13 protein-coding genes and 1 other annotated feature (1 of these 14 running past the window's edge) are annotated in these 14,367 nt (G+C 44.6%); of the genes, 2 read left to right on the top strand and 11 right to left on the bottom strand.

Going from position 1 to position 14,367, the window contains the following annotated elements; translation table 11 throughout:
- Positions 1 to 89: 89 nt before the first annotated feature.
- The 7 genes from ASG02_RS11545 to ASG02_RS11515 form a co-directional block, all read right to left on the bottom strand.
- A complete protein-coding gene (locus ASG02_RS11545; protein ID WP_056063580.1) occupies positions 90 to 1,244 on the bottom strand; it encodes a CDP-glycerol glycerophosphotransferase family protein in 1,155 nt (384 codons plus the stop codon).
- 52 nt (positions 1,245 to 1,296) lie between these two features.
- The gene (gene tagD, locus ASG02_RS11540) at positions 1,297 to 1,686 is read right to left on the bottom strand and encodes a glycerol-3-phosphate cytidylyltransferase (RefSeq protein WP_035412608.1); all 390 of its coding nucleotides are present in this window, start codon (positions 1,684 to 1,686) and stop codon (positions 1,297 to 1,299) included.
- A gap of 16 nt (positions 1,687 to 1,702) precedes the next feature.
- On the bottom strand, positions 1,703 to 2,872 hold the full coding sequence (locus ASG02_RS11535; protein ID WP_056063684.1) for a CDP-glycerol glycerophosphotransferase family protein: 1,170 nt from the start codon (positions 2,870 to 2,872) through the stop codon (positions 1,703 to 1,705).
- Between the two features lie 62 nt (positions 2,873 to 2,934).
- Positions 2,935 to 4,317 carry an aldehyde dehydrogenase gene (locus ASG02_RS11530; protein ID WP_056063576.1) on the bottom strand — a complete coding sequence of 461 codons (1,383 nt, stop codon included), beginning with the start codon at positions 4,315 to 4,317 and terminating at the stop codon, positions 2,935 to 2,937.
- Between the two features lie 100 nt (positions 4,318 to 4,417).
- On the bottom strand, positions 4,418 to 5,125 hold the full coding sequence (gene deoD / locus ASG02_RS11525; RefSeq protein WP_056063570.1) for a purine-nucleoside phosphorylase: 708 nt from the start codon (positions 5,123 to 5,125) through the stop codon (positions 4,418 to 4,420).
- 24 nt (positions 5,126 to 5,149) lie between these two features.
- Positions 5,150 to 5,854 (bottom strand): helix-turn-helix domain-containing protein, encoded by a 705-nt coding sequence (locus ASG02_RS11520; protein WP_035412600.1) that lies wholly within the window; start codon positions 5,852 to 5,854, stop codon positions 5,150 to 5,152.
- Positions 5,851 to 7,614, bottom strand: coding sequence for a sensor histidine kinase (locus tag ASG02_RS11515; RefSeq protein ID WP_035412597.1), 1,764 nt, complete (start codon positions 7,612 to 7,614; stop codon positions 5,851 to 5,853). The genes ASG02_RS11520 and ASG02_RS11515 overlap by 4 nt, the downstream gene beginning before the upstream one ends.
- 197 nt (positions 7,615 to 7,811) lie before the next feature.
- Here ASG02_RS11515 and ASG02_RS11510 point away from each other — a divergent pair, with 197 nt between their 5' ends.
- Complete coding sequence (locus ASG02_RS11510) at positions 7,812 to 9,101, top strand: NCS2 family permease (RefSeq protein WP_056063567.1); 1,290 nt, start codon at positions 7,812 to 7,814, stop codon at positions 9,099 to 9,101.
- A 59-nt stretch (positions 9,102 to 9,160) separates the two neighbouring features.
- Here ASG02_RS11510 and ASG02_RS11505 read toward each other — a convergent pair whose 3' ends face one another.
- The gene (locus ASG02_RS11505; RefSeq protein ID WP_056063563.1) at positions 9,161 to 10,441 is read right to left on the bottom strand and encodes an ABC transporter substrate-binding protein; all 1,281 of its coding nucleotides are present in this window, start codon (positions 10,439 to 10,441) and stop codon (positions 9,161 to 9,163) included.
- Between the two features lie 190 nt (positions 10,442 to 10,631).
- Between ASG02_RS11505 and ASG02_RS11500 the strand changes: the two genes are divergently transcribed.
- On the top strand, positions 10,632 to 12,092 hold the full coding sequence (locus tag ASG02_RS11500; protein ID WP_056063560.1) for a potassium/proton antiporter: 1,461 nt from the start codon (positions 10,632 to 10,634) through the stop codon (positions 12,090 to 12,092).
- Between the two features lie 154 nt (positions 12,093 to 12,246).
- On the opposite strand, the gene ASG02_RS11495 is transcribed toward ASG02_RS11500, so the two are convergent.
- From ASG02_RS11495 to asnA, 3 genes are all read right to left on the bottom strand, one after another.
- A complete protein-coding gene (locus ASG02_RS11495) occupies positions 12,247 to 12,882 on the bottom strand; it encodes a DedA family protein (RefSeq protein ID WP_056063558.1) in 636 nt (211 codons plus the stop codon).
- A gap of 16 nt (positions 12,883 to 12,898) precedes the next feature.
- Positions 12,899 to 13,120, bottom strand: coding sequence for a hypothetical protein (locus ASG02_RS11490; protein ID WP_035412585.1), 222 nt, complete (start codon positions 13,118 to 13,120; stop codon positions 12,899 to 12,901).
- A 173-nt stretch (positions 13,121 to 13,293) separates the two neighbouring features.
- Positions 13,294 to 14,268: an aspartate--ammonia ligase gene (gene asnA / locus ASG02_RS11485; RefSeq protein ID WP_035412582.1), complete on the bottom strand. Its 975-nt coding sequence runs from the start codon at positions 14,266 to 14,268 to the stop codon at positions 13,294 to 13,296.
- A gap of 66 nt (positions 14,269 to 14,334) precedes the next feature.
- Positions 14,335 to 14,367 (bottom strand) — a binding site (T-box leader) (it continues 215 nt past the right edge of the window).

Here is a 14,367-nt window from a genome sequence, read left to right as displayed (position 1 = left end):
TTGTCAAAATTTGTTCAATGTTTCACATTATTTTTGAAAAAGTATCTGACGACCGCTTTCTAAAACTAAAGCAATCGTCAGATATAGTATTACATACCTGTTCCGTAATAATGATGAACGATTCGTTCAACTGCTTGACCTGGTGGGTGATCATACCAACTTGTTTGGAATTCTTGCATGTGCTGACGGCACTCTTCAAGTATCGCGTCAGACACGATCCACTCCATCAATTGCGCAATCTGCTCCGTCTGTCGCACCGGTAATGGTTTTGGATACTGATCGACAAGTCCTGGTAGTTGTCGATATGTATCGATGTCCGGTGTGTATAAGAACGTTGGAACCTCAAGAAGACAGCTTTCAAATGGAATCGACGAATAGTCGGTCACCAGAACATCCGTGATGAGCAAATAATCATTTATCTGATACGTGTCATCCACAAGATGTATATGGGCGGAACGATAGGTCGAAAGCGCTCGAATCGTCGGATGTAACTTAACAAGAATCGTCCAGCCTGTTTTAGCCAGTTGTTCAAATTGTTGAATCGTGTGATCTTCCGTTCCTTTATATTCGCGGTAAGTCGGGGCATACAATAGAATCCGGCGGTCGGGTTTTACATAACGTTCTTTTAAATCAAGCGCCCGATGTTCCCGCTGAACCTCATCATACCAATAATCCGTCCGCGGCATGCCGAACGGTTTAAAATGAGATCGTTTTAAATCATGCGGTGCCATGAATTGTGTCGCACAACGCATCCCCGGCACGATGAAATCACCATATTCCTGATAGACACGTCGGAACCGATTTCGTATCCGTTCCGATACGAACAGGCTTTTCGAAGAAGTTAGTCCAAACTGCTTTAACGTTCCGCCGGCATGCCATAGCTGGATACGTCGTGTTCCACGTCGCGTTTTAGCAACACTGAATTCCGCAACATAATTATCGACGAAAACCGTCCGGGAGGTCGCAAGTAAATATGCGAGTCTGACGAACCGTAATCGACGAAAGCGAAGCATTCGGTCTGACTTCCATAAATCCGGCTGCTTCATGAAATGGTGATCATATACAAGATACCGTTTCTCATTTGGCAATTCCTGCGCCAAGCGATCATTAACAGGTTTTGCGTTATCCCCGTATGTCATCCAAAATAAAGTGACGGGGCGAAGCGGTAACAACCGAAAGACACCATAACAAATACGAAACAACAATAAATAGACCCATACGATTCCTTCTCTAACCACTTTCATCCTGCCCTTCTACGAAGAAAGACCGCACGTCGTCGTGTGGTCTCCTCTTCAATCACTTCGAAGCTAATTCCGTTTTAATCTGACTCGTAGAAATACCCTCAGTTCGGCTAAGGTAAACGACTTCACAATGCTCTTTTAAGAAATCGAACTCGCCTTTCCAATCATCACCCATGACGAAGAGGTCGACGTTATGCTTCTTCACATCTTCTACTTTTTGATCCCAGCTGTTTTCCGGAATGACTTCATCCACATAACGGATGGCTTCAAGAATCATCTTTCGATTCTCGAAATTATGGTAGGACTGCTTATGTTTCAAACGATTGAATTCGTCCGTTGAAATCGCAACGATAAGATAGTCTCCCATCGCTTTTGCGCGTTTTAAGATGTTGATGTGACCCCAGTGTAATAAATCAAATGTTCCGTACGTAATAACCTTCTTCATGATTCTGCTCTCCCTTTTATCCGTGAATTCTCTTTATAATCGTCTTCATCGCCCGTTCTGAAGCCTGTCCATCATCCCATTGACAATACGTCTCTTGGAACGCTCGAAATGCTGACGCATACCGTGTGTGCCAATCATCTAACTGGTTCAGCTCTTCAAACAGTGCTGTTTCAGTCGACAACAATGGTCCCGGTGCCTCCTGCTCAAAATCGAAGTAAAATCCACGCAACTGATCTCGATAATGTTCTAAATCATACGTATAGAATAAAATCGGACGAGATAAGTGCGCAAAATCAAACATGACAGAAGAATAATCCGTGATCAAGGCGTCCGACGCCAGATAGAGCTCCGCGATATCCGGGTAGTCCGATGTATTTCGAACGGATGGATAAACAGTGACGTCGAGACGACTTCCGACTAAATAGTGCATTCGGACAAGCAGAACGTATTCATCCCCAAATCGCTTTTCAAATTCATTTAGCGAAAAAGGTAGCTCAAATGAATATTTCCCTTGACCTTCGAATGCATTATCTCGCCAAGTTGGTGCATACAACAAGACTTTTTTTGAATGATCAATATCATAGTGGCGATATACTGCTTCTTTGATTTTAGCATGTCGCGCCTCTTGATAAAATATATCATTTCGAGGATACCCAATTTCTAGCATCTCACCTTCAAATGCAAATGCCCGTCTAAATATTGAACTGGAATAGGTATTGGGTGAAACTAAGCTAGACCATTTTGCTGCTTCCTGCTTAAATCCTTGTTTATATCGTTCGGTTGTCGTATTCGCCATTTGGACATCATCCATATCAAGCGCTAGTTTCTTGAGCGGTGTGCCATGCCAAGTTTGGAGATAAAACGTTTTTTCCGGTTTGATCAACCAACCCGGTAACCGACTGTTTGATACCCAGACCCGTGACGTCGCAAGTAAATAAATCCAGCGGAACGTCAACCGATCTACTGTCTTGACATTTGGTGGAAATGCAACACCACGTTGCTTGCTGAAAATCAACTCACACTCCGGATGCATCGCGCGCATCAATTCGTAAATGGCACGCGGACTGTCACTATATTGTTTTCCGAGAAAACTCTCGAAAAGAATTCGCTTACGTTTTTGTGGCAACCATGTAAAGACTCTCATGACGGTACGAAGACCGCGTTCAATCAAGCCTGTTCGTTTCATCCACTGTTTTACTTGATCTTTCAAGTGAAGAGCTCCTTCTTAAGTCAATTAATCACAGCTCATCATAACAAAAAGCGCATCCATTTGGAATTGCTATTTGTTCGCATGTAGCGGAACGGTAAATCAAATGCCGTCGTATTTTTGACGATTCCTTTCCGATGACTGAACGTCTCGAAACTATATTTGCCATGATATCCACCCATTCCACTCGCTCCGACTCCACCAAATGGTAAGTGGTGCTGTGCGACATGCATCAATGTGTCATTGACGCATCCACCACCAAACGAAATTCGCTCAAGGACGCGATGCTCGACGGCTTTATTTTCAGTAAACAGATAAAGTGCAAGTGGTTTATCGCGATCGTTGACGAATGTGATGACTTCTTCGATTTCACGGTATGTCAACACTGGTAGGATCGGTCCGAAGATTTCGTCTTGCATCAATGGGGCATCCGTTACTACACCAGTCATGACGGTCGGCGCCATCTTGCGTGTTTCCGGATCCACTTGTCCACCGAATTCGATCGTTCCTTGCGTTAAATAATTGCTTAAACGATTCAAATGATCGTCCGATACGATTTTAACGTATGAAGAGACGCCTACGCCGTTTCCGTACTGTTTGAAGGCTTCTTCTTCTATCAGTTGTAAGAAGCGTTCTTTGACGTCTTCATGAATCAATACATAATCCGGAGCGATACATGTCTGTCCCGCATTCAACCATTTTCCCCATGCGATCCGCTTCGCTGCTAGACGAAGGTCTGCATCCTTGTGCACGATCGTCGGAGATTTTCCACCTAGTTCAAGCGTGACAGGCGTCAGGTGCTTCGCCGCAGCCTGATGTACGATTTTTCCGACGCGTGTGGAACCCGTAAAGAAGATATAGTCAAAACGCTCGTTTAATAAGGCACTGCTGACTTCAGCATCCCCTTCTATGACGATTCCGAATCGTTCATGGAATGCCGTTTCAAAGACTTCTCGTAATACGCGAGAGACATTCGGTGTCAACTCGGATGGTTTAAGGACGACCGTATTCCCGGCTGCAATCGCACCAATGACAGGAGCAAGTGCGAGCTGGAAGGGATAGTTCCATGGTGCAATCACAAGCACATTGCCATAAGGTTCGTATTGGATTTCACTTTTCGACCCGATATGCAGAAGCGGTGTTGCGACACGTTTTGGTCTTGCCAGTCGACGGAGTTGTCTCTCCATCCGTTGAATCTCTCCGTAAACGAATCCGATTTCCGTCGTGAACGCATCATGCTGTCCTTTATTGAGATCTTGTTTTAATGCCTCATAAATCGCCGCTTCATGTGTTTCGATTGCTTGGCGTAAGAACGTTAACATACTTAAGCGGAAGGCTAGACTGCGTGTTGCCCCTGTCCGGAAAAAGTGCCGTTGTAATTGCAAGCGTTCTGAAAGAACTGTCTCTGTCATCGTTGTTTCCATCCGAGAATCTCTCCTTTAACTGGTCTATAACACTGCCTTCATCTTACCATATCTCTTTTTCGATATGAAAAAAGACGGAGAGGATTCTCCGTCTTGCTCTTTATAATTGAATCGCTGTCTCGAGCGCGACTTTCATCATGTCGTTGAATGTCGTTTGACGCTCTTCCGATGTCGTTTCTTCCCCTGTCAACAGATGATCCGAAATCGTCAAAATCGTCAATGCATTTACCTTATGTTTCGCAGCGAGCGTATACAGTCCTGCTGCTTCCATCTCGATTGCGAGGCATCCGAAATCTGCCCATTTTTTGAAATGATGAAAATCATCTTGATAGAACTGATCCGTCGTGAAGATTTGACCGACTTTTGCATCGATGCCTTGTTCTTTTGCGGCTGTATAGGCTTTATGCAACAGATCAAAAGACGCTGTCGGTGCGTAGTCTAATCCGTTAAAACGAGCGCGGTTTTGTGCCATGTCATGTGAAGCACTCATTGCGATAACGACATCGCGGACTTTAACGTCTGGAGTAATGCCACCAGCAGTACCGACACGAATCAAGTTTTTCGTACCATACGACTGAACGAGTTCGTTCGCATAGATTGACATCGATGGTACACCCATACCTGTTCCTTGAACAGAAACTTTTTTACCCTTATAAGTACCTGTAAAACCATACATTCCTCGAACTTCATTGTAGAGAACAACATCCTCTAAAAACGTCTCGGCGATGTATTTAGCCCGTAACGGATCTCCTGGAAGTAAGACCGTTTCGGCGATTTGTCCTTCAGCTGCGTTAATGTGTACACTCATGTACGATTCCTCCTCGATAGTCGTTTAAATCGACAACAATTCACGAAACTCGTTCGGTGTGACACCGAATTGTTTTTTGAACACTTTCCGAAAATACTTATCGTCCTGATATCCGACTTCAAGCGCAATTTCATAAATACGCGCTTCCGTCTCGCTCAACAATTCCTTCGCCCGATTCAAACGAATTGTTTGAATGTAATCAGATAAGTTAACAGAAAAACGCTGTTTGAAGCGTCGTGATATATACTCTCGGCTCAAGTAAAACCGTTCGCTCATGAATTGTAGTGTCAATTCTTCCGCATAATGCGTTTCGATGTATTTTGCGATTTGATCAATCGCTTCCCCTGATTCCACTACCGGATGGATACATTCCATCGCGCGGGACAAGGCATCATTGAGTACATCTGGATCAACTGGCTTCAATAAATAATCAAAGGATTGATGCAAAATGGCACGCCGCATATACGTATAATCATCATACCCTGTCAGCACGATCGTGACGACCTTTGGATGATGATTTTTTGTCCATTCCAGTAACGTTAATCCGTCCAGTCCAGGCATTTCGACGTCGGTCAGCATTAAATCGATCGTTCCGGTATCCAGTAAACGTTTTGCCTCTTCCCCATGTTCCGCCTCGTATAGGTTTGAAACACGCCATCTGTCCCATTCTCCGAGCAGTTTGACCGCTTCTCGTACATGTCGTTCATCATCTACGATCAATACGTTCATGCCAAATCCCCCTTTTCATATGGAATCCGAATCACGATTTTGAATCCTCCCTCCGTCACTGGAGAAGAGAGGGTCATACTTGCTTCCTCCCCGTAAAATATCAAGAGACGTTCGTAGATATTGTGGAGACCGATCCCGCTCGTCTCGAGATCCTCTGGACTACGATGCATACGCATTTTTCGATCAATTTCTTCAAGTCGTCCTGTTTCAAGGACGGCACCGCTATTCTCGATTTGAATGATGAGACGTCCACCATCCGTCCGTACTTTGTAGGCAAGATAGTTTTCTGTCGCCGCTAATTGTTGACGGAAGCCGTGTTTGAAATAGTTTTCAGCAAACGGTTGTAAGATCATCTTTGGTACTTCAATGTCATTGAGGTGCCAAGGGACGTCGACGATATAACGGAATCGCTCAGGAAAACGTTGCTGTTGCAGACGGATGTATGCTTGAAGATGATCGACTTCTTGTTTTAACGTTACGATCGTTTGTTCATTGTTCATCGAGTAACGCATCATTTGCGATAATCCGGTGATGGAGCGGTACGCGATCTTCCGGTCCCCTTGTAACGTCGTCGTTCCGATCGATTGCAAGGCGTTGAATAAAAAGTGAGGATTGAGTTGAGATTGTAAGGCTCGAAGCTCATTCGTCCGATTTTCGAGCGCCAATCGATATTCCCGTTTAATCAAACGATCGATCCGTTGAATCATGCGTTGGAACTGACGATTGAGTAATCCAATCTCGTCATTCGTCGTGGCAACGAACGGTGCCGATAAATCACCCTGTTCGACTCGCCAGACGTTTGCCGTCAACTGTTTAATCGGTTTCGTGATTTGCATGGCAACCAGACTCGCGGCAATAATCATGACGATAAGAGAAGCGAGACCAATCAGTACGAGAATCAATGCCGTCTCGTTTGCCCCTTGGATGACGGATGCATAAGGAATCCGTTTGATCAGTGTCAACGGGATTCCGTTCGTCATCGTTTTCGAGTAGACGATGAACGATTTTCCGACACGTAGACTTCCGCTCTGTCCAGTGAATTGGTCGGTAGGTAGGTCCATCTTTGCTCCAGTCTGTGCCAGAACACGTTGATCGGTCATCAGCCACAGCGACTCATCCGGATCATTCTCGAACAATTTTAATTGCTGTTCAAATACCCGAACCGGAATATCGACTGAGAGGAACCCAAGCGGCTCATCCGTCTCGACACGATCAATCCGATAACGAAAACTGACGACTTGTTTCTCATCGAGAATCATCGTATGCACATTGTACGGTTCGATCGGGTGAGCTCCGTCAATCAACCAACTGTTTTTTTGTTTCATTAATCGAAAATAATCCGTTTCTTGCATCCAATCAAATGTTCCTCGACTCGTCGTTTTCATATTGTAGACCGAATACTCTGAATAGCCATTCAAGATGACGAAATGTAACTGTTCAATATCCTGTCGGGATAAAAATAGACCTAACATCGCCCGCGAGACGACTCCATCGGATTCGTCTAGTTCCTGATCCGCTCCGACACGCATGATGTTCATCAACGAGCGATTCGCATATAAACTCGTTGATAGACGTCGAATATCCTCTATATAATGAGTCACCTGTGTATTTCCCCGAGTCAACACGTTCAGGCTAGAATGTTCTGCCTGTTCGATGTTCTGGTGTCGTACATAAAGATAGGAAATCGAAGTCGCGAGGGCTGTCGGAATTAAGATCGCTAAGACAACGAGACGAATCAAACGTGTCCGGATACTTTTCATAAAAGGCGCCCCCATCCTTTTTCTTGTAATCAATCGTATCATAACCTTGAATTCGCTTACATCATTTCCTGATATTCTCTTTCAGGATTGCAATAATAAATTATTTTTTCTTTCGACTTGATTCCGAATGAATTTTACTATAATATCATCAATGTTCGTCTTTTAATCAATTTGTTATGAAGGTGGTTCTTTTATCCATGTTTAAACTTGCCGCACACCAAACAACCGTAAAACGTGAAATTCAAGCCGGATTTGTAACGTTTATTACGATGGCATACATTTTGCTCGTCAATCCGACGATTTTAGCAGATGCCGGTATCCCTCAAGCCCAAGCTTTTTCTGCGACGATCATCGCTACATTGATCGGTACACTTTTAATGGGGTTCTATGCGAATCTACCGATCGCAGTCGCACCCGGAATGGGACTCAACGCGTACTTCACATATACACTTGTCGTCGGTGAAAAAATTCCATATCAAACAGCACTTTCAGTCGTGTTCGTCGCTGGTGTCATCTTCTTATTGTTGTCACTCTCGCCGATCCGTACGAAACTGATCGAAATCATTCCGATGACCTTAAAGCTTGCCATCACGGGTGGAATCGGTCTCTTCATCGCTTCACTTGGTCTCAAGATGTCAGGAATTCTCATTGGTAGTGAAGATACACTGGTCACGATTGGTGCCTTGACGTCACCAGAAGCGCTGATCACACTCATCGGGTTATTAGTTGCTGCGATCTTGACGATCAAACGGGTACCAGGAGCTATCCTTTACGCCATGATCCTTTCTGGTGTGATCGCATTTTTGACAGGTGAATTAAAGTTCTCAGATTCCTTCGTCGCGTTACCAACGTTTCCGGAAGGATTGATCATCACTAATCCGTTCAACGCCATTCAGGACGTATTTCAGTACGGGCTATTCAGCGGCGTCCTCTCCTTCGTGCTCGTAACGATGTTTGACACGACAGGTACGATGGTCGCTGTCGGTGAACAAGCTGGATTGATTGAAGAAGATGGATCATTGAAAAATAGTGAACGCGCACTATTATCTGATTCGACTGCGATGGTTGCCGGTTCCTTGTTCGGAACAAGTCCAACAACTGCTTATGTAGAATCTGCAGCAGGTGTTGCTGCGGGTGGTCGGACTGGACTCACGTCCGTGACGGTCGGGATACTCTTCGCATTATCTGCCATCTTTGGACCGTTCGTTCAATCGATTTCAAGTGTTCCCGCGATTACCGCACCCGCGTTGATTCTAGTCGGTGCCTTTATGATTCAAAACATCAAACAGATTCCATGGGATGATTTCAGTGAAGCTTTCACAGCTTTCCTTGTCATCTTGATCATGCCGTTATCCGGTAGCATCGCAACCGGTATCGCATTCGGCTTCATCGTTTATCCGATCATGAAAGCCATCCAAAAAGAGCGCGTCCATCCACTCATCTATGTATTTGCGCTTCTCTTCTTCATCCAATTATTTTTCCTATAATAAAAAACATGCCTGTTCCGTCAGTTGATCGGAACAGGCATGTTTTTTTGAATCACTTCTTATTTCTTCATTTTGTCCCATGTTTTCGTGAAATCTTGTAGCATCTCGTCAGCTGTTTTTTGCTTACCGACGTATGCCTGCATGATCGCACCAAACTCGTTTACTGCACCATCCGGATACTTGAACCAGTTCCATGAGATCGTTTTATCAGCTTTCGAGTACGCTTGGATATCATCCGCAAGCGGTCCTAAATCTTTTGCTTCGATTGATTTGAAGGCCGGAATAAACTTGAATTTGTTGACCATGTAGTCTTTTCCTGTATCAGATGTCGCCATCCACTCGAGGAATTTTTTCGCTTCTGCTTTATTCTTCGAGTTTTTATTGACGACCCAGTTATTTGGTACGCCAACAGGGAGACGATCCATTTTTTCTTTATCGTCATTGATTGGCATCGGGATGAAGCCCATATTGATATCCGGATTCACATCTGTGATCAATTGCTGTGCCCAGTTCCCTTGTTGAATCATCGCTGTCTTACCTTCAGCGAACTGAGAAACTTGTGTGTTGTAATCCGTCGTTAACGGATTTTTATTCCCGTACTTAATCGTCAAATCAAACAGATTCATGAATTCCTTGAACTGTTTGTTATCTTCGAATTTAGCTTTTCCAGCATTCAAGTCCGCGATGAACTGATCTGGATCATCCTGCTGTGCGACCGGAATGTTCATTAGGTGGTTTCCAAGAATCCACCACTCTCCATATCCGATCGAAAACGGCGTCACACCATCTGCTTTCAACTTTTTAGATGCATCCGTTAATTCCGTTAATGTTTTTGGAAGCTCTGTGATGCCTGCTTTTTTGAAGATATCTTTGTTGTAGATGAAGCCGTATCCTTCAAGGTTCATCGGCATGCCGTATAACTTTCCATCAATCGTCATCGGCTCTTTTGATAGGTCCGTTAGATCACCGACCCATTTTTCGTCTGACAAATCTTCTAATTTATCCTGCCATGTTTTTGCTTCCGTAAAGCCACCGTTGTTAAAGACATCCGGTTCATTCCCAGAGGCAAACTGCGACTTCAAGGCAGCACCATAATCCGATCCACCACCAACTGTTTGTACGACGACTTTCGTCCCCGTCTCCTTCTCATACGCTTTTGCCATTTTTTCCATGTCTTTTGCGATTTCAGCCTTGAATTGGAATACGTTGAGCGTCTTACCATCTTTTGAACCACTATCTTTCGAGTCATCGCTATTCAATGTACCGCCACCACATGCTGCCAAAGCGACGACCATCGCCGTTGTGACGACAGGTAATGCTGCCCATCTTCTTTTACGCATTCGGATTCCCTCCCTGATTTCGTTTCATTTACGTGCTACACCTTCACAATAAATGAAAACGTTTGCAATGAAGAGAGAGAAAGTTGTCCGGTGTGGTGGAAAATATTGAACAATCGTTATCCGAGTCTTTTCATCGGGATTGTTGTATCATGAAACTAGAAGATTCTTTATTGAATAGGAGCTTGATGCCATGTCCTTACAATTCACGATTTTATTGATTGGTATACTATTGTTCGCCGCTGTGTGGACGACGAAGTTATCAAGTCGTCTGAATATTCCTGCTCTATTGATTTTTATCGCTCTTGGTATGATTGCCGGAAGTGATATTACGGGTTTCATTCGCTTTGACGATGCGGAACTTGCCCAGCTTCTTGGAACTGTCGCTCTGATCATCATTCTGTTTGAAGGTGGTCTGCAAACAGCGTGGAAAGAAGTGCGACACGAGCTCGCACCTTCGCTTTCTCTTGCAACGTTCGGAGTCTTCATTGCTACTTCCATCGTTGCAGTTGCCTCCCATTACATTCTTGGCTTCAGTTGGGCGAATGCCTTTTTACTTGGCGCAATCGTAGGATCGACGGATGCTGCTGCCATCTTTTCTGTCTTAAGTGGACAACCGATCCGACGTAAGGTAGGGTCAACACTCGAAGTTGAATCTGGAACGAATGACCCCATGGCTGTCTTTTTGACCGTCTTATTCCTTGAATTCGTGACGAATCCTGAAGAAGCATCACTCTTGATGGGACTCAGTTCACTCGTTTGGGAAATGTCGATGGGGCTTTTAATCGGTCTATTCATTGGATGGACAGCTTCAACCTTGATCAATCGGATTGACTTATCTTCCTCGAGCTTTTATCCGATTTTACTCATGTCGTTTGCTTTCTTGTCTTTCGGGTTAGCTGATACATTTCATGCTAGTGGATTTCTCGCCGTTTATGTGACAGCAATCTATATCAGTAATCATGAACTCGTCTACCGTCAGACGCTCGTCCGCTTTACGATGAGTATGGCACACCTAGCTCAAATCGGAATGTTCATTGTTCTCGGGTTGCTCGTCTTCCCGAAACAATTGCTCGATATCCGGGTTATCCTGTCTTCCGTTGCCCTTGCGTTGATTTTGATTTTCATTGCTCGACCGCTGTCCGTTTGGATTAGCTTATTGCCGTTTCGTTATTCGTGGCAAGAGAAGGTCTTTATTTCTTTTGCTGGTCTAAAAGGAGCGGTACCGATCATTCTTGCGACATACCCACTCGTTGCCGACATCGAGAATGCATCGATGATTTTCAATATCGTGTTCTTTACAGTTCTACTATCGACACTGATTCAAGGGAGTATGTTGACATTCCTTTCCGAACGGTTACGTCTCAACGAGACACAGACTTCTGCTATCCATACGGTCATTGAGTTCATGTCGATCGGTAAACCGAACGCAGAAATCATTGAATTGACGTTACCGATGTCCCATCCGTTCATCGGAACGACGATATCAGAAATCGATCTACCGCAAGAGTTTTTGATTACCGCCATCATTCGCGATGATCATATCATTACTCCCCGTGGCGACACTGCTCTTGAAGGCAATGATCAACTGTTACTGCTGACGCCTAAACATCGTATTAAGTCGCTGAAGCGATTCTTGTTTCCTCCTGCTTGAATCCCGGGCTTACTCAAAAAAAAGAAGGACTCGTCTTTTCACGCCCTTTCCTGTAGGTGTCGCGTGTGACGAGTCCTTTTTTTATGAGATAAGGATGGCAGATCATCATTCTGCCACCCTTATCTTTGTAGAGACTGACTTTTTGTCGACCCCTTCATTTATTCTGTTGCTTCGTTTTTACGTCTTGCGTCTGTCCGTGTTGTTTCGCTTTAGAGCGACGATACAGGATGTACCCGCCGAGGATTACGACGATTCCGCCTAAAATCCACCATAACTCCTGCTCTAGCCCTTTAAGCATTGACTCCGCTCGCTTTACTCCGAATCGCTCCCCGACCCAGATGTAAAAGAAAGAGACCGGAAATAATCCAATACTTGAAGCGAGTAGATAGCGCTTGAATGAAAGACCAAACAGACCACAGGGAATCGAGACGACTGAACGAACGACAGGGAAGAATCGTCCAAATAACGCGGACCATGTTCCATACTTTCCGACGATTCGCTCACCCTGCTCAATTTCTTTTTCTTTGATCAGTAACCATTTTCCGTATCGTACAAGGATTGGACGACCTGCGTAACGCCCTAAGAGATAAAAGACTGTCGCCCCCATCAAACTCCCTAGAAAGCCGACGAGAACAGCAATTGTCCAACTGACTGTTCCGTTCGATACATATAAACCGAGTAGCGGTAATCCGACTTCTGCTGGAATCAATTCTGTTCCAAGACCAATGATCATGATTCCTAAAAACAGCCAGAGATTGGATTCTCCGGCCGAAAATAACCATTCCAACATACGAGTAACCCTCCGTTCATCCTCTCGCTGGACGGAGGAGATAATAAATGATGACGACTAGAGTTGTCCAGACACCTGTGAAAATTCCGATGACCCCGACAATGAAAAAGCCGAGTGCAACGATTGAGCCTGTCCGTTTATAATCCCGCCACATTGTTCGTAAACCTTTAATGTTGAACCAAAGAAACGCAATGAACAAAATGGGGATGAGTATTCCGACGATTAATAGAGAAGACATGCTTTCACCTCTTTCTTATTTATTGTTATCCCCATTCTATCAAGAATTGACACGCTTTTCCTCCGCCTGAGGTCTTATGACCTTTAAAAAAAGAGCACACTTCCGAATGGAAGTGTGCTCTTCGTTACTTAAAATATCATTCCTTTGACGCTTTCTACTATATATAATATATGTTAGAGCAAGTGAATACCTTCAGCTTGAAGACTTTTACGAGTCTCTTCCGACCAGACAGAAGCTTGGACTTCGCCGATATGACGTTTCTTCAATAAGAACATCGCCATACGTGATTGACCAATCCCTCCACCCATCGTTAACGGCAGACGCTCTTCGAGCACACCTTGATGGAACGGGAAAGCCAATTTATCCTCTTCTTGAGCGATGGACGTCTGTTTTAATAGCGCTTCACGGTCAACACGAATTCCCATTGAAGACAATTCAAATGCTCCGATTTCTGGGTGATGTACTAAGATGTCACCGTTGAGTGTCCAATCGTCGTAATCTGCCGCTCGACCATCATGCTTCTCTCCCGAAGCAAGCGCGCCACCAATCTGCATCAAGAAAACAGCACCGTATGCCTTCGTGACCTCTGTTTCACGTTCTTTTGTTGAAAGCGTTGGATAGGCATCCTCTAGTTCCTGTGTTGTCATGAAATGAATCGTTTCCGGTAAGATCGCTGAAATGCCATACTCTGCTTCCACTTCTTGCTCGACTTGACGAATCGTTGCATAAATCGCTTGTACCGTTTCTTTTAGATAGGCACTCGTCCGTTGTTCTTTCGTAATGACCCGTTCCCAATCCCACTGGTCGACGTGGATGGAATGTGTCGCATCAAGTATCTCATCACGACGAATCGCATGCATCAATGTGTATAATCCTTCTCCAGCTTCGAATCCGTATGTGTGAAGCGCTTGACGTTTCCATTTCGCAAGGGATTGGACGATTTCAAGATCTGTCGTGTGATCTAGTGCATCAAAGCGGATGATGCGCTCTACGCCGTTGAGATGGTCGTTGACGCCGAGTGTGCTCTCTACGAACAATGGTGCTTCAACACGTGTTAATCCGAGTGTCGTCGAAAAGCGTTCCTCAAAGCGTTTCTTTACGAGTGTGATTGCTTCCTGTGTGTGTTTCATCGATACGAGTGTTGTCATGGTGATGTTCCTCCTCAATTGTGTTTTGAAAAAGAAGCCATAAAAAAGAGCCCTTCTTTCCCAAGAATATGGGACGAAAGACTCGGTTCCGCGGTACCA

It is taken from the genome of Exiguobacterium sp. Leaf196 (assembly GCF_001423965.1).
Classification (GTDB): domain Bacteria; phylum Bacillota; class Bacilli; order Exiguobacteriales; family Exiguobacteriaceae; genus Exiguobacterium_A.
The sequence above is the reverse complement of the archived record's forward strand: the minus strand, read 5'-3'. Positions and strand labels throughout refer to the sequence as shown.